22 protein-coding genes are annotated in these 23077 nt (G+C 50.9%); 15 read left to right on the forward strand and 7 right to left on the reverse strand.

All coding sequences use genetic code 11. From position 1 onward, the window contains the following. Positions 1-54: 54 nt before the first annotated feature. The 5 genes from uidB to malI all read right to left on the reverse strand — a co-directional run bounded on the left by uidB (position 55) and on the right by malI (position 6248). A complete protein-coding gene (gene uidB / locus OQV04_RS09020) occupies positions 55-1323 on the reverse strand; it encodes a glucuronide transporter (RefSeq protein WP_274446656.1) in 1269 nt (422 codons plus the stop codon). Beyond that, on the reverse strand, positions 1320-3131 hold the full coding sequence (gene uidA, locus OQV04_RS09025; RefSeq protein ID WP_032280930.1) for a beta-glucuronidase: 1812 nt from the start codon (positions 3129-3131) through the stop codon (positions 1320-1322). The genes uidB and uidA overlap by 4 nt, the downstream gene beginning before the upstream one ends. Positions 3132-3521: 390 nt before the next feature. Next, positions 3522-4112 carry a DNA-binding transcriptional regulator UidR gene (uidR, locus tag OQV04_RS09030; protein ID WP_000969094.1) on the reverse strand — a complete coding sequence of 197 codons (591 nt, stop codon included), beginning with the start codon at positions 4110-4112 and terminating at the stop codon, positions 3522-3524. A gap of 228 nt (positions 4113-4340) precedes the next feature. Continuing rightward, the gene (gene hdhA, locus OQV04_RS09035; protein WP_000483353.1) at positions 4341-5108 is read right to left on the reverse strand and encodes a 7-alpha-hydroxysteroid dehydrogenase; all 768 of its coding nucleotides are present in this window, start codon (positions 5106-5108) and stop codon (positions 4341-4343) included. A gap of 111 nt (positions 5109-5219) precedes the next feature. Further along, positions 5220-6248, reverse strand: coding sequence for a mal regulon transcriptional regulator MalI (gene malI / locus OQV04_RS09040; RefSeq protein WP_032280932.1), 1029 nt, complete (start codon positions 6246-6248; stop codon positions 5220-5222). Positions 6249-6422: 174 nt separating this feature from the next. On the opposite strand from malI, the gene malX reads away from it, so the two are divergent. The 3 genes from malX (at position 6423) to add (ending at position 10302) form a co-directional block, all read left to right on the forward strand. Beyond that, entirely contained in the window at positions 6423-8015 is a 1593-nt protein-coding gene (malX, locus tag OQV04_RS09045) for a PTS maltose transporter subunit IICB (protein WP_032280933.1), read from the forward strand. 9 nt (positions 8016-8024) lie between these two features. Continuing rightward, positions 8025-9197, forward strand: a complete 1173-nt coding sequence (malY, locus tag OQV04_RS09050) for a bifunctional maltose regulon transcriptional repressor/cystathionine beta-lyase MalY (RefSeq protein WP_032280934.1) — start codon at positions 8025-8027, stop codon at positions 9195-9197. Positions 9198-9300: 103 nt separating this feature from the next. Then, on the forward strand, positions 9301-10302 hold the full coding sequence (gene add / locus OQV04_RS09055; protein ID WP_032280935.1) for an adenosine deaminase: 1002 nt from the start codon (positions 9301-9303) through the stop codon (positions 10300-10302). 35 nt (positions 10303-10337) lie between these two features. Here add and OQV04_RS09060 read toward each other — a convergent pair whose 3' ends face one another. Continuing rightward, positions 10338-11378, reverse strand: coding sequence for an oxidoreductase (locus OQV04_RS09060; RefSeq protein WP_032280936.1), 1041 nt, complete (start codon positions 11376-11378; stop codon positions 10338-10340). Between the two features lie 242 nt (positions 11379-11620). Here OQV04_RS09060 and blr point away from each other — a divergent pair, with 242 nt between their 5' ends. From blr to gstA, 12 genes are all read left to right on the forward strand, one after another. Further along, on the forward strand, positions 11621-11746 hold the full coding sequence (blr, locus tag OQV04_RS09065) for a division septum protein Blr (RefSeq protein ID WP_001296096.1): 126 nt from the start codon (positions 11621-11623) through the stop codon (positions 11744-11746). A 272-nt stretch (positions 11747-12018) separates the two neighbouring features. Next, the gene (ydgT, locus tag OQV04_RS09070; protein WP_000217950.1) at positions 12019-12234 is read left to right on the forward strand and encodes a transcription modulator YdgT; all 216 of its coding nucleotides are present in this window, start codon (positions 12019-12021) and stop codon (positions 12232-12234) included. Between the two features lie 85 nt (positions 12235-12319). Beyond that, positions 12320-12760 carry a DUF2569 domain-containing protein gene (locus OQV04_RS09075; protein WP_001302052.1) on the forward strand — a complete coding sequence of 147 codons (441 nt, stop codon included), beginning with the start codon at positions 12320-12322 and terminating at the stop codon, positions 12758-12760. Positions 12761-12836: 76 nt separating this feature from the next. Further along, the gene (gene rsxA, locus OQV04_RS09080; protein WP_000133193.1) at positions 12837-13418 is read left to right on the forward strand and encodes an electron transport complex subunit RsxA; all 582 of its coding nucleotides are present in this window, start codon (positions 12837-12839) and stop codon (positions 13416-13418) included. Further along, entirely contained in the window at positions 13418-13996 is a 579-nt protein-coding gene (gene rsxB / locus OQV04_RS09085) for an electron transport complex subunit RsxB (protein WP_000991809.1), read from the forward strand. The genes rsxA and rsxB overlap by 1 nt, the downstream gene beginning before the upstream one ends. Next, complete coding sequence (gene rsxC, locus OQV04_RS09090; RefSeq protein ID WP_274446657.1) at positions 13989-16307, forward strand: electron transport complex subunit RsxC; 2319 nt, start codon at positions 13989-13991, stop codon at positions 16305-16307. The genes rsxB and rsxC overlap by 8 nt, the downstream gene beginning before the upstream one ends. Next, positions 16308-17366 (forward strand): electron transport complex subunit RsxD, encoded by a 1059-nt coding sequence (gene rsxD, locus OQV04_RS09095; RefSeq protein WP_032280938.1) that lies wholly within the window; start codon positions 16308-16310, stop codon positions 17364-17366. A 3-nt stretch (positions 17367-17369) separates the two neighbouring features. Further along, a complete protein-coding gene (gene rsxG / locus OQV04_RS09100; protein WP_000920784.1) occupies positions 17370-17990 on the forward strand; it encodes an electron transport complex subunit RsxG in 621 nt (206 codons plus the stop codon). Positions 17991-17993: 3 nt separating this feature from the next. Next, entirely contained in the window at positions 17994-18689 is a 696-nt protein-coding gene (gene rsxE / locus OQV04_RS09105; RefSeq protein WP_001289657.1) for an electron transport complex subunit RsxE, read from the forward strand. Next, on the forward strand, positions 18689-19324 hold the full coding sequence (gene nth / locus OQV04_RS09110) for an endonuclease III (RefSeq protein WP_001030339.1): 636 nt from the start codon (positions 18689-18691) through the stop codon (positions 19322-19324). The genes rsxE and nth overlap by 1 nt, the downstream gene beginning before the upstream one ends. Before the next feature lie 610 nt (positions 19325-19934). Beyond that, complete coding sequence (gene dtpA / locus OQV04_RS09115) at positions 19935-21437, forward strand: dipeptide/tripeptide permease DtpA (RefSeq protein ID WP_000100937.1); 1503 nt, start codon at positions 19935-19937, stop codon at positions 21435-21437. Between the two features lie 105 nt (positions 21438-21542). Then, positions 21543-22148, forward strand: coding sequence for a glutathione transferase GstA (gene gstA, locus OQV04_RS09120; RefSeq protein WP_000765750.1), 606 nt, complete (start codon positions 21543-21545; stop codon positions 22146-22148). A gap of 43 nt (positions 22149-22191) precedes the next feature. On the opposite strand, the gene pdxY is transcribed toward gstA, so the two are convergent. Next, a complete protein-coding gene (gene pdxY, locus OQV04_RS09125; protein ID WP_001302086.1) occupies positions 22192-23052 on the reverse strand; it encodes a pyridoxal kinase PdxY in 861 nt (286 codons plus the stop codon). Positions 23053-23077 lie beyond the last annotated feature (25 nt).

Genomic DNA, 23077 nt, shown 5'->3' on the forward strand with positions numbered 1-23077 from the left:
GCTGATAGAAACAGAAGCCACTGGAGCACCTCAAAAACACCATCATACACTAAATCAGTAAGTTGGCAGCATCACCAATCCGCAAGGTACTAAGGCAATTGATGTGCGGATGCCCATAATTACTTCCGGCGTTTGCACCTGATTGGCGATATATCCGCTTAATCCCAAAATAAAGGCAGGAATTGAACCACCGATTGCCTGACCGCATTTACGGGTAAATGAGAATAGTGAATAGGTGAGCCCTTCAATTCGCACGCCGGTCAGGTATTCACCGTATTCTACGGTATCAGCTTCCAGCGCCCACATCACGGTCATGGTAACGCCCTGACCAATTGAGGCAATGGCTAACGCAACCAGTGCCACCGGCAGCGACCAGACGGAAACCCAGAAGAACAGCAGATAACCGCAGGTTCCCAGCAAAGCGCCAATCAGGAAGGTATTCTTTTTACCGATCCTCGCGACCATCCCCGGCACCAACGGTGCCGATGCCACAGTACAAACCAGGTTTTGCACCAGTACCAGCACAGTGAACAGCCCGGTATCATTTAACACATAGCGCACGTAGAACAACGACGAGGCGCTGACCGCGAAGGTCGAAATCAGCACACACAGCGCACCGATGCACAACATAAACAGCGGGCGATTCCGTTTCAGGGTTTGCAGACTGATCTTCAATGACGGCTGCGCCACGATACGTACCACATTCTCACGCGTCGATTTGAAGCAGATGAAGTAAAGCACCATTCCGGCAATCGCCAGCACAATCGTCCAGAAATGGTATACCGACACCATCTCTTCCGGGCTGGAGTTCTTAATGCTCGGTCCTATCAGAAATGCCAGGCAGACAAAGGTTAATAAAGCGGCAATCCCGCGAGCCGCGCCCAGACGGGCGCGGGATTGTGGTTGTTGGGTCATCGCGGTAGCAAGTGAACCATAAGGAATATTCACCAGGCTGTAGCAAAGCCCGAGGCCCATGTAGGTCAAATATGCATACACTACTTTGCTGCTATGGCTCCAGTCGGTCGGCACCCAGAATACCAGCACGCTGAAGATCATTAACGGCGCAGTACCGAAGAGTAAAAACGGGCGGAATTTTCCCCAGCGGGTATTCACACTGTCCACCACTCGTCCGGCAAAGATGTCGGCGAAGGCATCGAATACCCGCACCAGTAACAGCATGGTGCCCGCCGCAGCGGCACCGACGCCAGCGACGTCGGTGTAGTAACTTAGCAGGAAGAGCGCCCCCATAGCGAAGGCGAAGTTATTGGCGACGTCACCGAGGCTGTAGCCAACGATGGTGCGCCAGGAGAGTTGTTGATTCATTGTTTGCCTCCCTGCTGCGGTTTTTCACCGAAGTTCATGCCAGTCCAGCGTTTTTGCAGCAGAAAAGCCGCCGACTTCGGTTTGCGGTCGCGGGTGAAGATGCCCTTCTTGTTACCGCCAACGCGCAATATGCCTTGCGAGGTCGCAAAATCGGCGAAATTCCATACCTGTTCACCGACGACGGCGCTGACGCGATCAAAGACGCGGTGATACATATCCAGCCATGCACACTGATACTCTTCACTCCACATGTCGGTGTACATTGAGTGCAGCCCGGCTAACGTATCCACGCCGTATTCGGTGATGATAATCGGCTGATGCAGTTTCTCCTGCCAGGCCAGAAGTTCTTTTTCCAGTACCTTCTCTGCCGTTTCCAAATCGCCGCTTTGGACATACCATCCGTAATAACGGTTCAGGCACAGCACATCAAAGAGATCGCTGATGGTATCGGTGTGAGCGTCGCAGAACATTACATTGACGCAGGTGATCGGACGCGTCGGATCGAGTTTACGCGTTGCTTCCGCCAGTGGCGCGAAATATTCCCGTGCACCTTGCGGACGGGTATCCGGTTCGTTGGCAATACTCCACATCACCACGCTTGGGTGGTTTTTGTCACGCGCTATCAGCTCTTTAATCGCCTGTAAGTGCGCCTGCTGAGTTTCCCCGTTGACTGCCTCTTCGCTGTACAGTTCTTTCGGCTTGTTGCCCGCTTCGAAACCAATGCCTAAAGAGAGGTTAAAGCCGACAGCTGCAGTTTCATCAATCACCACGATGCCATGTTCATCTGCCCAGTCGAGCATCTCTTCAGCGTAAGGGTAATGCGAGGTACGGTAGGAGTTGGCCCCAATCCAGTCCATTAATGCGTGATCGTGCACCATCAGCACGTTATCGAATCCTTTGCCGCGCAAATCCGCATCTTCATGACGGCCAAAGCCAGTAAAGTAGAACGGTTTGTGGTTGATCAGGAACTGTTCGCCCTTCACTGCCACTGACCGGATGCCGACGCGCAGCGGGTAGATATCACACTCTGTCTGGCTTTTGGCTGTGACGTACAGTTCATAGAGATAACCTTCACCCGGTTGCCAGAGGTGCGGATTCACCACTTGCAAAGTCCCGCTGGTGCCTTGTCCAGTTGCAACCACCTGTTGATCCGCATCACGCAGTTCAACGCTGACATCACCATTGGCCGCCACCTGCCAGTCAACAGACGCGTGGTTACAGGCTTGCGCGACATGCGTCACCACGGTGATATCGTCCACCCAGGTGTTCGGCGTGGTGTAGAGCATTACGCTGCGATGGATCCCGGCATAGTTAAAGAAATCATGGAAGTAAGACTGCTTTTTCTTGCCGTTTTCGTCGGTAATCACCATTCCCGGCGGGATAGTCTGCCAGTTCAGTTCGTTGTTCACACAAACGGTGATACGTACACTTTTCCCGGCAATAACATACGGCGTGACATCGGCTTCAAATGGCGTATAGCCGCCCTGATGCTCCATCACTTCCTGATTATTGACCCACACTTTGCCGTAATGAGTGACCGCATCGAAACGCAGCACGATACGCTGGCCTGCCCAACCTTTCGGTATAAAGACTTCGCGCTGATACCAGACGTTGCCCACATAATTACGAATATCTGCATCGGCGAACTGATCGTTAAAACTGCCTGGCACAGCAATTGCCCGGCTTTCTTGTAACGCGCTTTCCCACCAACGCTGATCAATTCCGCAGTTTTCGCGATCCAGACTGAATGCCCACAGGCCGTCGAGTTTTTTGATTTCACGGGTTGGGGTTTCTACAGGACGTAACATAATGGACTCCTCATTAAGATAAAAATACTGGTCAACCTTTAATCTGATTAGTTAACCAATTCTGTGTTGCACACAGTTATCTGTGAGAAACCCATGGAAGAGAAATGGAAATAAAAAGAACTGACACCGCGATCAAAAAACCAAAAACTGCAATACCCACAGCGTGATATAGATCGCATTAATCTTTAAAACAGCGTTGACAGAAGCCATAAAACAAGCAATCGAACGTTCGTTCGATCGTATTGGGAACGATAAACTCTCATGACATATGGCTACGGTGAATATTTTAGGGAGGAATTCCCCGCTCCGGCGAGATTGTATTTTGTACAGGGAAATTAAAGTATGAAACGCGGGCTCAGTTGTCACCAGCCCGCGGAAAGAGAGAGAGAATCAGGATGCGGTTAAGATACCGCCAATCATCGCGCGTAATCCCTGAGCAAACGACACTTCACGCGCCAGGTCTTCCGCTTCGATATCGGCCAGTACACCGTAGGTCAGATCCAGCAGTAAACGTGAAGTCATTGCCGTGTTGATGTCTGGGCTTATCTCGCCTTTTTGCTGGGCATCACGCATCCGCTGAGCAACAAATTCAGTGATCGTCATATGCTTATTTTTAAGCATGGCGGCGACCTGTGGGTTACGCATCCCTTCCGCCATAATTTCGACCACCAGCGCCCGTTGCCCAAAGGCTTCATGGGTGAGAGAGACAATAGACTCGACCATATAGTCAACAAAATGAATCCCTTCAATCGGTTCCCGGAAACGAGCCAGCGCCCTCTCCTGGTCCTGTAAGATAATCGCCTGAATCAAGGCTTCTTTGGAGATGAAATGGTGATAGAGCGTCCCGGGACTAATGGCGCAAGATTTACAGATGGCTTTCATCGAGGCACTGTGAAATCCATTTTCTGAAAAAATCTCTCTGGCAGCATTGAGGATCCGGGTCCGTGTCGGTTGTGCTTCAGTCTGCATGTTATCCATCATTAAACCATTATAGTTAGCGTGAATAACTAGTTTACCGCGTTGTCAGGTGAGCGCCTATCATTGCTGTTGAATAGTGCGAAGGCACACTCTATTCGTATGCTTTTCATCCAGCTATTGGTTAACCAATAGCCGTGATTTGGCTGCCAGTTGTTTAGCAGAGACGTTGATGAATTGCACACGCTATCCCGGTAAACAACACATACGGCTGTTTACCGGTTCGTTAGTGTATTAATTGAGCTCTTGTACCCCACCACCGGAGACGGTGAGAATTTGTCCGCTTACCCAGCTGGCTGCAGGCGAGCAAAGGAACAGCGCTGCGTTAGCAATATCTTGCGGTTGGCCCAGACGTCTGATCGGCGTGTGCTGTAACATTTTTTGTTCAATTTCTGGTGTAATAACGGATTTCAGGGCATCGGTTAATATTGCCCCCGGCGCAATGCCATTTACCCGAATATTTTTTTCACCCAGGTCAAACGCCATATTTCTGACCAGATGACTGGCCGCAGCTTTAGATGATGCATAGGAAGTCATGTTTATATTTTTATTTTCTGCCGCCATAGAAGTGATGGTCAGAATAACGCCACCGCCATTTTTTTCCATTTCTGGCGCAACAAGTTGTGACAGATGGAAAAAAGAAAACACATTCAGTTCATAAGCACGGCGAAAATCCGCCATTGGCATATCAAACGGTTTAGGTCCACCGCCACCGGCGTTGTTAACCAGAATATCAACTTTACCCAGCTTACTGATAGCAAAGTCTGCCAGTGCAGAGAGTTCCTGTTCGGAAGTAATATCACAACGGCAGGCAAATGCCTGACCACCCAGTTGTTGAATTTCGTCTACAACATGGTTAGCTGCGTCGGCGTTAATATCACTGACCACCACAGATGCGCCAGCTGTCGCGAATGTAATGGCGATTTCTTTACCAATACCTGCACCCGCACCTGTGATGATGGCGCATTTTCCGTCGAGTCTCAGGTTGTCAGAATTAAACACATAAACCTCCTGTGAACTTCAGTAAAAATAAAAGGCACCGCCTGTGTGCCACATTTTTTATCATTAACCTTGAGGAAAGGACACTACCAGGTATAGCAGATAAAGAGAGGATTATTTCGCCGCAATGAGCCGGGCGGGAATAATAAGATTGCGTGAATGCGTCTCTTCATGGGTGATTTTTTGCATCATGCGATCCGCAAGTGTGGTACCAAGTTCCCTCGCTGGCGTGCTGGCCCAGATAACGGGTATATCATCAAGTGTGGTTGGTGTCGCATCGGTAAATGCCGCCAGCGAAACCTGTTGCTCAAAGTAACGATCGACTCCGCTTTCCCCGCTTTGCCGCCCTGCTTTCAGCAAACCAAACCATGCCCCCATCGCAATAGTTTCGTTATAGCAAACCACGGCACTGATGGTCGGGTTATGACGTAAAAGCGCCGTGATAGCTTCCGCGGCTTGCTTCTGGCTGGAAGTGCACTCCAACACCCAATCGCTGTGAAACGGCAGGCCAAATTTTAGTAGAGTTGCACAATAGCCCCCCACCCGTTCTGCACGGGTTAATGAGGAACTTTGCCCTCCCAGCCAGGCGATCCGCTGATGCCCATTGCGAATGAGATGCTCCGTCAACAACTGTGCAGCCTGCATGTTGTCCGGGCGAACCGTATCAACATCATCAAGATAACTGGCACGGGAAGCGAAAATCACCGGGATAGCTTTTTCTTCTGCCATCCGTCGCAGGTCATCGCTGCTTCCTGCAGCCCCGGCAATTACCACACCATCGACACCCTGATTCAGTAACAGTGAAAACCGCTGTGCCAGCTGCTCGCCGTCTTTACCGCCGTGAAGCAAAAAAACCATCCGTCCCTGCGCTTCCAGAGCTTCCGTCAATCCGGCCGTCAATTCGGCGTAAAACGGCGCAGATAAATCACGGACGATCAAACCAATGACGCCGCTTTGCCCGCCGCGCAGCGCCGACGCCTGGCGATTGCGCACAAATCCCAGCTCTTCAATGGCGGCGTTAACGCGTTCTCCTGTGGCGGTAGAGATTCGCCCTTTGCCACTAAGCACCAGCGAAACGGTACTTACCGACACGCCCGCAGCCAGCGCAACATCATGAATGGTTATTTTTTTGGCGGTAGCCATGCAGATGACCTACTCCCTGATTATGTGACAGATAAAACGTTTTACCTTTTATTTATCTTATACCCGCTATTATCGTTGCGTAATGTGATTTATGCCTCACTAAAATTTGATAAAACGTTTTATCTTCTCGCGCAATTTACTGAATCCAGATTGTTCTCTACGAGGAGTCGTTTTATGACGGCGAAAACAGCACCGAAAGTCACGCTGTGGGAGTTCTTCCAGCAGTTAGGCAAAACCTTCATGTTACCCGTGGCATTATTGTCGTTCTGCGGCATTATGCTCGGCATTGGTAGTTCCCTTAGTAGCCACGATGTCATCACCCTAATCCCGGTCCTGGGCAACCCCGTGTTGCAGGCTATCTTTATCTGGATGAGTAAGATTGGCTCGTTTGCTTTTAGTTTCCTGCCAGTCATGTTCTGTATCGCCATCCCGCTGGGTCTGGCACGAGAAAACAAAGGCGTAGCGGCATTCGCTGGCTTCGTCGGTTATGCGGTAATGAACCTCGCGGTAAACTTCTGGTTGACCAATAAAGGCATTCTGCCAACCACGGATGCCGCCGTTCTGAAAGCCAATAACATCCAGAGCATTCTTGGGATCCAGTCGATCGACACCGGGATCCTCGGTGCGGTAATCGCCGGTATTATCGTCTGGATGCTGCATGAGCGATTCCATAATATCCGCCTGCCGGATGCGCTGGCATTCTTCGGCGGTACGCGCTTCGTACCAATTATCTCCTCGCTGGTGATGGGCCTTGTCGGCCTGGTGATTCCATTAGTCTGGCCGATTTTCGCCATGGGTATTAGCGGCTTAGGCCATATGATCAATAGCGCGGGTGATTTCGGACCGATGCTGTTTGGTACCGGTGAACGTCTGCTGTTGCCGTTTGGTCTGCATCACATTCTGGTGGCATTAATTCGCTTTACCGACGCAGGTGGCACGCAGGAAGTCTGCGGTCAAACCGTCAGCGGCGCATTAACCATCTTCCAGGCGCAATTGAGTTGCCCGACCACTCACGATTTTTCTGAAAGCGCCACGCGTTTCCTTTCGCAAGGCAAAATGCCTGCGTTTCTCGGCGGTCTGCCAGGTGCAGCGTTAGCGATGTATCACTGCGCGCGCCCGGAAAATCGCCATAAAATTAAAGGGCTGCTGATTTCTGGCCTGATCGCCTGTGTCGTTGGCGGCACGACCGAACCGCTGGAATTCCTGTTCCTGTTCGTAGCGCCAGTTCTGTATGTCATCCACGCGCTGTTAACCGGCCTCGGCTTCACCGTCATGTCTGTGCTCGGCGTCACCATCGGTAATACCGACGGCAATATCATCGACTTCGTGGTGTTCGGTATTTTGCATGGTCTGTCAACCAAGTGGTACATGGTGCCAGTGGTGGCGGCAATCTGGTTTGTCGTTTACTACGTCATCTTCCGTTTCGCTATCACCCGCTTCAATCTGAAAACCCCGGGACGCGATAGCGAAGTTGCCAGTTCAATCGAAAAAGCCGTTGCCGGTGCGCCGGGTAAATCAGGTTACAACGTTCCTGCAATCCTCGAAGCCTTAGGCGGTGCCGACAATATTGTCAGCCTCGATAACTGCATTACCCGTCTGCGTTTGTCTGTTAAAGATATGTCGCTTGTTAATGTGCAGGCACTGAAGGACAATCGGGCAATTGGCGTAGTACAACTTAATCAACATAACCTGCAGGTTGTTATCGGGCCACAAGTTCAGTCAGTAAAAGATGAAATGGCCGGTCTGATGCATACTGTCCAGGCATAAGGATAAGATATGTTCGATTTTTCAAAGGTCGTGGATCGTCATGGCACATGGTGTACGCAGTGGGATTATGTCGCTGACCGTTTCGGCACTGCTGACCTGTTACCGTTCACGATTTCAGACATGGATTTTGCCACTGCCCCCTGCATTATCGAGGCGCTGAATCAGCGCCTGATGCACGGCGTGTTTGGCTACAGCCGCTGGAAGAACGATGAGTTTCTCGCGGCTATTGCCCACTGGTTTTCCACCCAGCATTACACCGCCATCGATCCTCAGTCGGTGGTGTATGGCCCTTCTGTTATCTATATGGTCTCAGAACTGATTCGTCAGTGGTCTGAAACAGGTGAAGGCGTGGTGATCCACACACCCGCCTATGACGCATTTTACAAGGCCATTGATGGTAATCAGCGCACAGTAATGCCCGTTGCTTTAGAGAAGCAGGCTGACGGCTGGTTTTGCGATATGGGCAAGCTGGAAGCCGTGTTGGCGAAACCAGAATGTAAAATTATGCTCCTGTGTAGCCCACAGAATCCTACCGGGAAAGTGTGGACGTGCGATGAGCTGGAGATCATGGCTGACCTGTGCGAGCGTCATGGTGTGCGGGTTATTTCCGATGAAATCCATATGGATATGGTTTGGGGCGAGCAGCCGCATATTCCCTGGAGTAATGTGGCTCGCGGAGACTGGGCGTTGCTAACGTCGGGATCGAAAAGTTTCAATATTCCCGCCCTGACCGGTGCTTACGGGATTATAGAAAATAGCAGTAGCCGCGATGCCTATTTATCGGCACTGAAAGGCCGTGATGGGCTTTCTTCCCCTTCGGTACTGGCGTTAACTGCCCATATCGCCGCCTATCAGCAAGGCGCGCCGTGGCTGGATGCCTTACGCATCTATCTGAAAGATAATCTGACGTATATCGCAGATAAAATGAACGCCGCGTTTCCTGAACTCAACTGGCAGATCCCGCAATCCACTTATCTGGCCTGGCTTGATCTACGTCCATTGAATATTGACGACAACGCGTTGCAAAAAGCGCTTATCGAGCAAGAAAAGGTCGCGATCATGCCGGGGTATACCTACGGTGAAGAAGGTCGTGGTTTTGTCCGTCTCAATGCCGGCTGCCCACGTTCGAAACTGGAAAAAGGTGTGGCTGGATTAATTAACGCCATCCGCGCTGTTCGTTAACCCCAATTGCGCAACGTAAAAAATCGTTGCGCAATCGTGGATTTTTACCCTGCTTTGTTTTTATAATGGTGCGCACTTTTATATCCAGAAAAAGAGTGCGACCATGATTGATACCACCCTGCCATTAACTGATATCCATCGCCACCTTGATGGCAACATTCGTCCCCAGACCATTCTTGAACTTGGCCGCCAGTATAATATCTCGCTTCCTGCACAATCCCTGGAAACACTGATTCCCCACGTTCAGGTCATTGCCAACGAACCCGATCTGGTGAGCTTTCTGACCAAACTTGACTGGGGCGTTAAAGTTCTCGCCTCTCTTGATGCTTGTCGCCGCGTGGCATTTGAAAACATTGAAGATGCAGCCCGTCACGGCCTGCACTATGTCGAGCTGCGTTTTTCTCCAGGCTACATGGCAATGGCACATCAGCTGCCTGTTGCAGGTGTTGTTGAAGCGGTGATCGATGGCGTACGTGAAGGTTGCCGCACCTTTGGTGTGCAGGCGAAGCTTATCGGCATTATGAGCCGAACCTTCGGCGAAGCCGCCTGTCAGCAAGAGCTGGAGGCCTTTTTAGCCCACCGTGACCAGATTACCGCACTTGATTTAGCCGGTGATGAACTTGGTTTCCCGGGAAGTCTGTTTCTTTCTCACTTCAACCGCGCGCGTGATGCGGGCTGGCATATTACCGTCCATGCAGGCGAAGCTGCCGGGCCGGAAAGCATCTGGCAGGCGATTCGTGAACTGGGTGCGGAGCGTATTGGACATGGCGTAAAAGCCATTGAAGATCGGGCGCTGATGGATTTTCTCGCCGAGCAACAAATTGGTATTGAATCCTGTCTGACCTCCAATATTCAGACCAGCACCGTGGCTGAGCTGGCTGCACATCCGCTGAAAACGTTCCTTGAGCATGGCATTCGTGCCAGCATTAACACTGACGATCCCGGCGTACAGGGAGTGGATATCATTCACGAATATAACGTTGCCGCGCCAGCTGCTGGGTTATCCCGCGAGCAAATCCGCCAGGCACAGATTAATGGTCTGGAAATGGCTTTCCTCAGCGCTGAGGAAAAACGCGCACTGCGAGAAAAAGCCGCAGCGAAGTAACAAAAATGGATGGTGCAAATTGCACCATCCATTTTTCATGCAAGGCACAAAGTCGCGCGATGTTTGGCGGATTCAATGCCCAGCTCAATCAACTCCATTACCTGGATTGCCTGGCTTGCCGGAACCGGATTTTCACCATCGCCATTTAACGCATCACGAATCGCCGCATAGTAAGCCGGATAATTCCCAGGCACCGTCAACAGCGTTTCTTCGACACGTTCCTCACCTACCACGCGGGTAAGTACGCCATCACGCATATCGTAGCCCCAGTCTTCCTGCGGCAGACGCTCGCCACTTTTCAGACGTTCTTCCTGTGGATCGAGGCCATATTTCACATAACTGCCTCGGGATCCATGCACGATATACCGTGCTGACTCAGCGGCTGCCAGCATGGTACCGTGTAAAATGACTCGCCGCTGTGGATAGGACAAGATGGCGTGGAAATAATCGGTCGACTGCGCTCCGGGCCGTAACTGTGCCAAATCTACCGTCATGCTGACCGGTAAACCAAATAGCGTAATGGCCTGATCAAGAAGATGTGGTGCTAAATCGTACCAGATACCGCTGCCTGGGCCGCCCTGTTCACGCCAACGATCGCGCACCTGCGGACGGAAGCGGTCAAAATGAGACTCAAAGTAAGCAACTTCACCCAGCACGCCTTCCGCGAGCAAACCTTTTAGCGTCAAGAAATCGCTATCCCAACGACGGTTATGGAATACAGACAGCACACGCCCCAGGCTTTTTGCCAGCGCATCCAGCTCTCGCGCTTGTGACAGTGTCACGGTAAAGGGTTTATCAACGACCACATGTTTACCCGCCTCAAGCGCCGCTTTGGCTAACAGGAAATGGGTATCGTTGGGTGTAGGAATGACAATCAGGTCTATGTTGGGATCGTTAAACAGATGCTTCGGCTCAGAGACAACCGTAACCGTTGGCCAGTCGGCTTTTACTTTTGTTTCATCACTGCTGGAGATTACCGCCAGTTCCAGCCCGGGCGTGCCCGCAATCAGGGGCGCATGGAAGGTTTTGCTCGCATAACCATACCCAATCAACCCAACACGGATGTTGTCGCTCATGTCATTGCCTCTCATTGAAGTATGATGGCTATTTGACACTATCCTTTACCCTCGCTCAACAGTTTAATAACCTGCCAGCAATAAGGGATGTTGTTTAACTTAAGTCAAAAAAATAGCGATTTTTCCAACGACAAAAGCTAAATATCGCAAAAACCTCAGTAAAAATCTTGCTGGAGCTATTATTGCTAAGTAACATTTACCCCCTGAAGTTAATGGATCAATCAACAGAGATGTGAGTTGTAATGAATCGTCTTATTGAATTAACAGGTTGGATCGTTCTTGTCGTTTCAGTCATTCTTCTTGGCGTGGCGAGTCACATTGACAACTATCAGCCACCTGAACAGAGTACTACGGTACAACACAAGTAAGCTCTGCGCTTGTAGAGCGACATGCTGCCCGTCCGGGTGCATGTTTTCACTTGTCGGATATTAAACCAGGAATTTATTATCTTGTTCGGTGTTGTTGGTGATTGTCAGGGATAGTAAAGCGCGTTACTCTTTTCATAGCAGTTTTTCATCCCTGAATATTTGCCATCAGCGCATTCTTATTATTGTAATAACACAAGCGTTCACTTTTGGTGAAATTTTATCATCACTAATAATACCTACCCCTTTGGTATTAATTATTTTATGGACCTTTTATGACTGTTCAGGACTACTTATTAAAATTTCGCAAAATCAGTTCACTCGAAAGTCTGGAAAAACTCTACGACCATCTTAATTACACCCTGACGGACGATCAGGAACTGATCAATATGTATCGTGCTGCCGATCACCGTCGCGCAGAGCTGGTTTCTGGCGGGCGTTTGTTTGACCTTGGCCAGGTACCGAAGTCCGTCTGGCACTATGTCCAATAAAGAAAGTAGCGATCGGTTATAAAAGCCTTATAATAACGCCCCTAAAATTAGATTTGCCTGTTTGCGTCGCTATTCTGGAGAACCTATGACCACCACAACGCCACAACGTATTGGAGGCTGGTTGCTTGGCCCGTTGGCCTGGCTTTTAGTCGCTCTGTTAAGTACGACGCTGGCGTTGTTGCTGTATACCGCTGCGTTATCTTCTCCGCAAACATTTCAAACGCTCGGCGCACAAGCACTGACGACACAAATCTTATGGGGCGTTTCTTTTATTACCGCTATCGCCATGTGGTATTACACACTGTGGTTGACCATCGCTTTCTTTAAACGTCGGCGTTGTGTTCCTAAACACTATATTATCTGGCTGCTTATTTCCGTATTGCTGGCAGTAAAAGCGTTCGCTTTTTCACCCGTGGAAGATGGCATAGCCGTTCGCCAGTTGCTGTTTACTTTGTTGGCAACCGCATTGATCGTCCCCTATTTCAAACGCTCGTCGCGGGTGAAAGCGACGTTTGTGAATCCGTAATAACCTTACAGTTAACCTGTTGTCGCCTGCTCTGGATTAACGGATAATAGGCGGCTTTTTTATTTCAGGCCGAAAAATGACTGACTACCTGTTACTGTTTGTTGGAACTGTACTGGTCAATAACTTTGTACTGGTCAAGTTTCTCGGTCTCTGTCCGTTTATGGGAGTTTCCAAAAAGCTGGAAACCGCGATGGGCATGGGGCTGGCAACAACGTTTGTGATGACGCTGGCGTCTATTTGCGCCTGGCTTATCGATACGTGGATTTTGATCCCACTTAATCTGATTTACCTGCGCACCCTGGCATTTATTCTGGTGATTGCTGTGGTCGTGCAGTTCACCGAGATGGTGGTGCGCAAAACCAGCCCGGTGCTTTACCGTTTGCTGGGGATTTTTTTGCCGCTTATCACCACCAACTGTGCCGTGCTCGGCGTGGCGTTGCTGAATATCAATCTCGGGCACAATTTCTTGCAGTCGGCGCTGTACGGTTTTTCCGCCGCTGTCGGTTTTTCGCTGGTGATGGTTCTCTTCGCAGCCATCCGCGAACGCCTTGCTGTGGCTGATGTCCCGGCACCTTTTCGCGGTAATGCCATTGCGTTAATTACCGCAGGTCTTATGTCTCTGGCCTTTATGGGCTTTAGTGGTTTGGTGAAGTTGTAATGAATGCTATCTGGATTGCCGTTGCCGCCGTGAGCCTGCTGGGCCTGGCGTTTGGCGCCATTCTGGGTTATGCCTCCCGCCGTTTTGCGGTGGAAGACGATCCGGTCGTTGAGAAAATTGACGAAATCTTACCGCAGAGCCAGTGTGGTCAGTGCGGTTATCCCGGCTGTCGCCCCTACGCGGAAGCCATCAGCTGTAACGGTGAAAAAATCAACCGTTGCGCCCCAGGTGGCGAAGCTGTGATGCTAAAAATTGCCGAGTTGCTTAATGTCGAGCCGCAGCCGCTGGATGGCGAAGCGCAAGAGCTAACGCCTGCGCGGATGGTGGCGGTTATTGATGAAAATAACTGTATTGGCTGCACTAAATGTATTCAGGCGTGTCCGGTAGACGCCATCGTTGGCGCTACCCGTGCCATGCATACGGTAATGAGTGATCTCTGTACGGGCTGCAATTTATGTGTTGATCCGTGCCCGACGCACTGCATCTCGTTGCAACCGGTCGCAGAAACACCTGACTCCTGGAAATGGGATCTGAACACCATTCCCGTGCGTATCATTCCCGTGGAACACCATGCTTAAGTTATTCTCTGCATTCAGAAAAAATAAAATCTGGGATTTCAACGGCGGCATCCATCCACCGGAGATGAAAACCCAGTCCAACGGTACACCCCTGCGCCAGGTACCACTGGCGCAGCGTTTTGTTATTCCACTGAAACAGCATATTGGCGCTGAAGGTGAGTTGTGCGTTAGCGTCGGCGATAAAGTATTGCGCGGCCAGCCGCTTACCCGTGGTCGCGGCAAAATGCTGCCTGTTCACGCGCCCACCTCGGGTACCGTTACGGCTATTGCGCCCCACTCTACGGCTCATCCTTCAGCTTTAGCTGAATTAAGCGTGATTATTGATGCCGATGGTGAAGACTGCTGGATCCCGCGCGACGGCTGGGCCGATTATCGCTCTCGCCGTCGCGAAGAGTTAATCGAGCGCATTCATCAGTTTGGTGTTGCCGGGCTGGGTGGTGCGGGATTCCCGACAGGCGTTAAATTGCAGGGCGGCGGAGATAAGATTGAGACGTTGATTATCAACGCTGCTGAGTGCGAGCCGTACATTACCGCTGATGACCGTTTAATGCAGGATTGCGCGGCTCAGGTCGTAGAGGGTATTCGCATTCTTGCGCATATTCTGCAGCCACGCGAAATTCTTATCGGCATTGAAGATAACAAACCGCAGGCGATTTCCATGCTGCGCGCGGTGCTGGCGGACTCTCACGATATTTCTCTGCGGGTGATTCCAACCAAATATCCTTCTGGCGGTGCTAAACAATTAACCTACATTCTGACCGGGAAGCAGGTTCCACATGGCGGGCGTTCATCCGATATCGGCGTATTAATGCAAAACGTCGGCACTGCTTATGCAGTGAAACGTGCCGTTATTGATGGCGAGCCGATTACCGAGCGTGTCGTAACCCTGACTGGCGAAGCAATCGCTCGCCCGGGCAACGTCTGGGCACGGCTGGGGACGCCAGTGCGTCATTTATTGAATGACGCCGGATTCTGCCCCTCTGTCGATCAAATGGTGATTATGGGCGGCCCGCTAATGGGCTTTACCTTGCCATGGCTGGATGTCCCGGTCGTAAAGATTACCAACTGTCTGTTGGCTCCCTCTGCCAATGAGCTTGGCGAACCACAGGAAGAACAAAGCTGCATCCGGTGTAGCGCCTGTGCTGACGCCTGCCCTGCGGATCTTTTGCCGCAACAGTTGTACTGGTTCAGCAAAGGTCAGCAACACGATAAAGCTACCACGCATAACATTGCCGACTGCATTGAATGTGGGGCTTGCGCGTGGGTTTGCCCGAGCAATATTCCCCTGGTGCAATATTTCCGTCAGGAAAAAGCTGAAATTGCGGCTATTCGTCAGGAAGAAAAGCGCGCCGCAGAAGCCAAAGCGCGTTTCGAAGCGCGCCAGGCTCGTCTGGAGCGCGAAAAAGCGGCTCGCCTTGAACGACATAAGAGCGCAGCCGTTCAACCTGCAGCCAAAGATAAAGATGCGATTGCTGCCGCTCTGGCGCGGGTGAAAGAGAAACAGGCCCAGGCTACACAGCCTATTGTGATTAAAGCGGGCGAACGCCCGGATAACAGTGCAATTATTGCAGCACGGGAAGCCCGTAAAGCGCAAGCCAGAGCGAAACAGGCAGAACTGCAGCAAACTAACGACGCAGCAACCGTTGCTGATCCACGTAAAACTGCCGTTGAAGCAGCTATCGCCCGCGCCAAAGCGCGCAAGCTGGAACAGCAACAGGCTAATGCGGAACCAGAAGAACAGGTCGATCCGCGCAAAGCTGCCGTCGAAGCCGCTATTGCCCGCGCCAAAGCACGCAAGCTGGAACAGCAACAGGCCAATGCGGAGCCAGAAGAACCGGTTGATCCGCGCAAAGCTGCCGTCGAAGCCGCTATCGCCCGCGCCAAAGCGCGCAAGCTGGAACAGCAACATGCTAATGCGGAACCAGAAGAACAGGTCGATCCGCGCAAAGCCGCCGTCGAAGCCGCTATTGCCCGTGCCAAAGCACGCAAGCTGGAACAGCAACAGGCTAATGCGGAACCAGAAGAACCGGTCGAACCGCGCAAAGCCGCCGTCGAAGCCGCTATTACCCGTGCCAAAGCGCGCAAACTGGAACAGCAACAGGCTAATGCGGAGCCAGAAGAACAGGTTGATCCGCGCAAAGCTGCCGTCGAAGCGGCTATTGCACGCGCCAAAGCACGCAAGCTGGAACAGCAACAGGCTAATGCAGAACCAGAAGAACAGGTTGATCCGCGCAAAGCGGCAGTTGCCGCGGCTATTGCCCGCGTTCAGGCCAAAAAAGCCGCCCAGCAAAAGGTTGTAAACGAGGACTAAATGGTATTCAGAATAGCTAGCTCCCCTTATACCCATAACCAGCGCCAGACATCGCGCATTATGCTGTTGGCGTTGCTCGCAGCCGTGCCAGGAATCGCAGCGCAACTGTGGTTTTTTGGTTGGGGTACTCTCGTTCAGATCCTGTTGGCGTCGGTCAGTGCTCTGTTAGCCGAAGCTCTCGTACTCAAACTACGCAAGCAGTCGGTAGCCGCAACGTTGAAAGATAACTCAGCATTGCTGACAGGCTTATTGCTGGCGGTAAGTATTCCCCCCCTCGCGCCATGGTGGATGGTCGTGCTGGGTACGGTGTTTGCGGTGATCATCGCTAAACAGTTATATGGCGGTCTGGGACAAAACCCGTTTAATCCGGCAATGATTGGTTATGTGGTCTTACTGATCTCCTTCCCGGTGCAGATGACCAGCTGGTTACCGCCACATGAAATTGCGGTCAACATCCCTGGTTTTATCGACGCCATACAGGTTATTTTCAGCGGGCATACCGCCAGTGGTGGTGATATGAACACACTACGCTTAGGTATTGATGGCATTAGTCAGGCGACACCGCTGGATACATTTAAAACCTCTGTCCGTGCCGGTCATTCGGTTGAACAGATTATGCAATATCCTATCTACAGCGGTATGCTGGCGGGCGCTGGTTGGCAATGGGTAAATCTCGCCTGGCTGGCTGGCGGCGTGTGGTTGCTATGGCAGAAAGCGATTCGCTGGCATATTCCCCTCAGCTTCTTAGTAACGCTGACGTTATGCGCAACGTTGGGCTGGTTGTTCTCACCAGAAACACTGGCAGCACCGCAAATTCATCTGCTGTCTGGAGCGACCATGCTCGGCGCATTCTTTATTTTGACTGACCCGGTTACCGCTTCTACGACCAATCGTGGTCGTCTTATTTTCGGCGCGCTTGCGGGCTTATTAGTCTGGTTGATCCGCAGTTTCGGCGGCTATCCTGACGGCGTGGCTTTTGCCGTCCTGCTGGCGAACATCACGGTTCCTCTGATCGATTACTACACCCGTCCGCGCGTCTACGGCCATCGCAAAGGGTAAACCATGCTGAAAACTATCCGAAAACACGGCATTACGTTAGCGCTATTTGCAGCGGGTTCAACAGGGTTAACTGCGGCCATCAACCAGATGACCAAAACGACGATTGCTGAACAGGCCAGTCTGCAACAAAAGGCATTATTTGATCAGGTGCTGCCAGCCGAACGCTATAACAATGCGCTGGCACAGAGTTGCTATCTGGTAACTGCGCCAGAGTTAGGTAAAGGTGAGCATCGGGTTTACATCGCCAAACAGGATGACAAACCGGTAGCCGCCGTTCTGGAAGCAACCGCACCAGATGGCTATTCCGGTGCGATTCAGCTGCTGGTGGGAGCCGATTTTAACGGCACGGTACTTGGCACGCGCGTGACAGAGCACCACGAAACGCCAGGTCTTGGCGATAAAATCGAACTGCGCCTTTCTGACTGGATCACCCATTTTGCGGGTAAAAAAATCAGTGGTGCGGATGATGCGCACTGGGCGGTGAAGAAAGATGGTGGTGATTTCGACCAGTTCACCGGCGCGACGATTACTCCCCGCGCGGTGGTTAATGCGGTAAAACGCGCCGGATTGTACGCTCAGACGTTACCGGCACAACTTTCTCAACTTCCTGCCTGTGGAGAATAAAGCGTGAGCGAAATTAAAGACGTTATTGTTCAGGGGTTGTGGAAAAACAACTCTGCGCTGGTCCAGTTGCTCGGCCTTTGTCCTCTGTTGGCGGTCACGTCCACTGCCACTAACGCTCTGGGTTTAGGACTTGCGACTACGCTGGTACTGACGCTGACCAACCTGACCATTTCGACGCTGCGTCACTGGACGCCAGCCGAGATCCGCATTCCCATTTACGTGATGATCATCGCCTCGGTGGTCAGCGCTGTACAGATGCTGATCAACGCCTACGCCTTTGGCCTGTATCAATCATTAGGGATTTTTATTCCGCTGATTGTCACTAACTGTATCGTTGTGGGCCGCGCTGAAGCCTTCGCCGCCAAAAAAGGTCCGGCGCTTTCGGCACTGGACGGCTTTTCAATTGGTATGGGCGCAACCTGCGCCATGTTCGTGCTGGGTTCACTACGCGAAATTATCGGCAATGGCACATTGTTTGACGGTGCAGATGCGCTGTTAGGTAGCTGGGCAAAAGTATTACGCGTGGAGATTTTCCACACCGACTCCCCTTTCCTGCTGGCGATGCTGCCACCAGGTGCATTTATTGGCCTGGGACTGATGCTGGCAGGAAAATACCTGATTGATGAAAGAATGAAAAAGCGCCGTACTGAAGCAGCTGCCGAACGTGCATTGCCAAACGGTGAAACAGGGAATGTCTGATGAACAAAGCAAAACGCCTGGAGATCCTCACTCGCCTGCGTGAGAACAATCCTCATCCCACCACCGAGCTTAATTTCAGTTCGCCTTTTGAATTGCTGATTGCCGTACTGCTTTCCGCTCAGGCGACCGATGTCAGTGTTAATAAGGCGACGGCGAAACTCTACCCGGTGGCGAATACGCCTGCAGCGATGCTTGAACTGGGCGTTGAAGGGGTGAAAACCTATATCAAAACGATTGGGCTTTATAACAGCAAAGCAGAAAATATCATCAAAACCTGCCGTATCTTACTGGAGCAGCATAATGGCGAGGTTCCGGAAGATCGTGCTGCGCTTGAAGCCCTGCCCGGCGTAGGTCGTAAAACAGCCAACGTCGTATTAAACACTGCATTCGGCTGGCCGACTATTGCTGTCGACACGCACATTTTCCGCGTTTGTAATCGTACTCAATTTGCGCCGGGGAAAAACGTCGAACAGGTAGAAGAAAAGCTACTGAAAGTGGTTCCGGCAGAGTTTAAAGTCGACTGCCACCATTGGTTGATCCTGCACGGGCGTTATACCTGCATTGCCCGCAAGCCCCGCTGTGGCTCTTGTATTATTGAAGATCTTTGTGAATACAAAGAGAAAGTTGACATCTGAAGAAAAGGGGTAACACCGATTACCCCATTGATAACCTTTCTTTATCCTCTTTTAAAACATCTTTTTAACGTCAATGATGCCATTGCTTAGCGTTATCATCAGGTAATCCGTTTGCGAATAACCAAAAATGCAGGTTAATTGTTTTTTTAATAGCGAAATTTTCTATTCATTCGTGATCAAGATCACGATGCTGTGGCAATGTAAAAACATTGCAAGAATCAGGTTAAAATCATTTAAATTTACATACGCAACAAATATTGACCTACAAAACATTACACTGGCTATTTTTCAGAAACTGGACTATCTCACTAGGAAAAACGCTAAATAGCAGAACATATCGCCGTCAAGCCATCATCCCCCTCTCAATGCAGTGAAAAAATCTGCCGTTACGTTTTTTGAAAAATTTAACGCTGGATAACATTTCCCGGAATGGTTGAATTCCCCGCCTCAGTTATATGTAACAGATTATTACAAAGGACTTGTCTGAAAGTGCAAGATAGTGAACATTACCTGCCGTTTCCCCTCCCACTATAACAATTGCGCGTATGTTTTTTAGACATAACGCGAGAAAGCACCCCCGTTAATATGGGATGTAAAAAAAGAGGTAAAAGTGTCCACTGCAAACCAAAAACCAACTGAAAGCGTCAGTTTGAACGCTTTCAAACAACCGAAGGCGTTCTATCTCATTTTCTCGATTGAGTTATGGGAACGTTTTGGTTATTACGGCCTACAAGGAATTATGGCTGTTTACCTGGTTAAACAACTGGGTATGTCTGAAGCGGATTCAATCACCCTTTTCTCTTCCTTTAGTGCCCTGGTTTATGGTCTGGTCGCTATCGGCGGCTGGTTAGGTGACAAGGTACTGGGTACTAAACGCGTAATTATGCTTGGCGCTATTGTGCTGGCGATTGGTTATGCTCTGGTTGCCTGGTCTGGTCACGACGCCGGTATCGTTTATATGGGTATGGCGGCTATTGCGGTCGGTAACGGCCTGTTTAAGGCTAACCCGTCTTCTCTGCTTTCTACATGCTATGAGAAAAACGACCCGCGTCTGGACGGTGCATTCACCATGTACTACATGTCCGTCAACATCGGCTCTTTCTTCTCTATGATTGCTACGCCGTGGCTGGCCGCGAAATACGGCTGGAGCGTTGCGTTTGCATTGAGCGTTGTAGGCCTGCTGATCACTATCGTTAACTTCGCCTTCTGCCAACGCTGGGTTAAACAGTACGGTTCAAAACCAGACTTCGAGCCTATCAACTACCGTAACCTGCTGCTGACCATTATTGGTGTTGTGGCACTGATCGCTATCGCCACCTGGCTGCTGCACAATCAGGAAGTTGCGCGTATGGCGCTGGGCGTTGTTGCCTTTGGTATCGTGGTTATCTTCGGTAAAGAAGCCTTCGCGATGAAAGGTGCTGCGCGTCGTAAAATGATCGTTGCCTTCATCCTGATGCTCGAAGCCATTATCTTCTTCGTGCTGTACAGCCAGATGCCAACGTCACTGAACTTCTTTGCGATTCGTAACGTTGAACACACCATTCTGGGCCTGGCCGTAGAACCTGAGCAGTATCAGGCACTGAACCCGTTCTGGATCATCATTGGTAGCCCGATTCTGGCCGCTATCTATAACAAGATGGGCGATACTCTGCCGATGCCAACTAAGTTTGCAATCGGTATGGTGATGTGTTCTGGTGCGTTCCTGATTCTGCCGCTGGGTGCAAAATTCGCGTCTGACGCAGGTATCGTGTCTGTAAGCTGGCTGGTCGCAAGCTATGGCCTGCAGAGTATCGGGGAACTGATGATCTCTGGTCTGGGTCTGGCAATGGTTGCACAACTCGTTCCGCAGCGTCTGATGGGCTTCATTATGGGTAGCTGGTTCCTGACCACTGCCGGTGCAAACCTGATTGGTGGTTATGTTGCGGGTATGATGGCTGTGCCGGATAACGTTACCGATCCGCTGATGTCACTGGAAGTCTATGGTCGCGTATTCTTGCAGATTGGTGTCGCTACTGCCGTTATTGCAGTACTGATGCTGTTTACCGCGCCGAAACTGCACCGCATGACGCAGGATGACGCTGCTGACAAAGCGGCGAAAGCTGCTGTAGCGTAAAATTCAGGGAAACTCTTTTACAAGCCGCTAACTTTTCGTTAGCGGCTTTTTTTTTGTTCAGCAACGCACTACCATACTTTAAACCACAGACAAAAGGAGTTACCGATGAAATTGTTCTACAAACCGGGCGCCTGCTCTCTCGCTTCCCATATCACCCTGCGTGAGAGCGGAAAGGATTTTACGCTCGTCAGTGTGGATTTAATGAAAAAACGTCTCGAAAACGGTGACGATTACTTTGCCGTTAACCCTAAGGGACAGGTACCTGCATTGCTGCTGGATGACGGTACTTTGCTGACGGAAGGTGTAGCGATTATGCAGTATCTTGCCGACAGCGTCCCCGACCGCCAGTTGCTGGCACCGGTAAACAGTATTTCCCGCTATAAAACCATCGAATGGCTGAATTACATCGCCACCGAGCTGCATAAAGGTTTCACACCTCTGTTTCGCCCTGATACACCGGAAGAGTACAAACCGACAGTTCGCGCGCAACTGGAGAAGAAGCTGCAATATGTGAACGAGGCACTGAAGGATGAGCACTGGATCTGCGGGCAAAGATTTACAATTGCTGATGCCTATCTGTTTACGGTTCTGCGCTGGGCATACGCGGTGAAACTGAATCTGGAAGGGTTAGAGCACATTGCGGCATTTATGCAACGTATGGCTGAACGTCCGGAAGTACAAGACGCGCTGTCAGCGGAAAGCTTAAAGTAATAGCCATCGGCCCACAGGTCGTTGTGGGCCGAAATGAGATATTTCAGAGCTTTGTTGCGCTGAAGTAATGTTCTGGTTTGGCAATACGATCCTGAGCAGCCACCACTTGCAGCTCATATTCCTGCATTGCTTTGGTGGTCACCATGATTTCGTAGACTGCAGCGGTCACATGTTCCAGGGCCTCCTGCAGCGTTGCCCCCTGAAGCAGTTTCACCAGCAGTAAACCGCTCGTCACATCACCAACACCTACCGGCTGGCGCATACCAAAATCCACCAGTGGACGGCTGATATGCCAGGCTTCATCGGCGGTGACCAGCAACATTTCAAAACGGTCACGGCTGTAGCCAGCTCGCGCCAGGTGTTTAACCAATACAATTTGTGGCCCTTGCGCAATGAGTTCGCGCGCTGCCAGAACCGCTTCTTCGACGTTATTTACCGGATGCTCACAGAGTATTTCCAGCTCAACAAGATTCGGCGCAATGATATCGCTGGCAGGCAAACCGTGCCGCACATGAAACTCTGCGACACCCGGTGCAACGATACAGCCTTTTTCCGGATGACCCATTACCGGATCGCAAAAATATTTCGCCTGCGGATTCGCTGCTTTCACCTGACGGACGATACCGAGGATATGTTCACCCTGCTCCGCCGATCCCAGATAGCCACTTAATACGGCATCACAGGTGTGTAATTTATCAATGGCGGCAATGCCTTGCACAATTTCGGTTAAATGGCTGGGCGGCATCACGCAGCCAGTCCATTTGCCGTATTGGGTGTGATTAGAAAATTGAACGGTGTTCAGCGGCCAGACGTTCGCGCCCAGGCGGCGCATCGGAAACTCTGCCGCACTGTTACCCGCATGACCATAAACAACGTGAGACTGGATAGCGAGAATATTTTTCATCATGTTCCCTGTATAAAAACCAGGG

The sequence above is a fragment of the Escherichia sp. Lx600-2 genome (assembly GCF_036662595.1).
GTDB lineage: Bacteria > Pseudomonadota > Gammaproteobacteria > Enterobacterales > Enterobacteriaceae > Escherichia > Escherichia coli.

Excerpts from the sequence above, each read along its gene's own strand:
- malI (WP_032280932.1), bottom strand. The coding sequence starts at position 6,248 with ATGGCTACCGCCAAAAAAATAACCATTCATGATGTTGCGCTGGCTGCG.
- uidA (WP_032280930.1), bottom strand. The coding sequence starts at position 3,131 with ATGTTACGTCCTGTAGAAACCCCAACCCGTGAAATCAAAAAACTCGAC.
- rsxA (WP_000133193.1), top strand. The coding sequence starts at position 12,837 with ATGACTGACTACCTGTTACTGTTTGTTGGAACTGTACTGGTCAATAAC.
- rsxG (WP_000920784.1), top strand. The coding sequence starts at position 17,370 with ATGCTGAAAACTATCCGAAAACACGGCATTACGTTAGCGCTATTTGCA.
- malX (WP_032280933.1), top strand. The coding sequence starts at position 6,423 with ATGACGGCGAAAACAGCACCGAAAGTCACGCTGTGGGAGTTCTTCCAG.
- OQV04_RS09075 (WP_001302052.1), top strand. The coding sequence starts at position 12,320 with ATGACCACCACAACGCCACAACGTATTGGAGGCTGGTTGCTTGGCCCG.
- OQV04_RS09060 (WP_032280936.1), bottom strand. The coding sequence starts at position 11,378 with ATGAGCGACAACATCCGTGTTGGGTTGATTGGGTATGGTTATGCGAGC.
- blr (WP_001296096.1), top strand. The coding sequence starts at position 11,621 with ATGAATCGTCTTATTGAATTAACAGGTTGGATCGTTCTTGTCGTTTCA.
- add (WP_032280935.1), top strand. The coding sequence starts at position 9,301 with ATGATTGATACCACCCTGCCATTAACTGATATCCATCGCCACCTTGAT.
- malY (WP_032280934.1), top strand. The coding sequence starts at position 8,025 with ATGTTCGATTTTTCAAAGGTCGTGGATCGTCATGGCACATGGTGTACG.
- gstA (WP_000765750.1), top strand. The coding sequence starts at position 21,543 with ATGAAATTGTTCTACAAACCGGGCGCCTGCTCTCTCGCTTCCCATATC.
- ydgT (WP_000217950.1), top strand. The coding sequence starts at position 12,019 with ATGACTGTTCAGGACTACTTATTAAAATTTCGCAAAATCAGTTCACTC.
- nth (WP_001030339.1), top strand. The coding sequence starts at position 18,689 with ATGAACAAAGCAAAACGCCTGGAGATCCTCACTCGCCTGCGTGAGAAC.
- rsxC (WP_274446657.1), top strand. The coding sequence starts at position 13,989 with ATGCTTAAGTTATTCTCTGCATTCAGAAAAAATAAAATCTGGGATTTC.
- rsxD (WP_032280938.1), top strand. The coding sequence starts at position 16,308 with ATGGTATTCAGAATAGCTAGCTCCCCTTATACCCATAACCAGCGCCAG.
- rsxB (WP_000991809.1), top strand. The coding sequence starts at position 13,418 with ATGAATGCTATCTGGATTGCCGTTGCCGCCGTGAGCCTGCTGGGCCTG.
- uidR (WP_000969094.1), bottom strand. The coding sequence starts at position 4,112 with ATGATGGATAACATGCAGACTGAAGCACAACCGACACGGACCCGGATC.
- uidB (WP_274446656.1), bottom strand. The coding sequence starts at position 1,323 with ATGAATCAACAACTCTCCTGGCGCACCATCGTTGGCTACAGCCTCGGT.
- pdxY (WP_001302086.1), bottom strand. The coding sequence starts at position 23,052 with ATGAAAAATATTCTCGCTATCCAGTCTCACGTTGTTTATGGTCATGCG.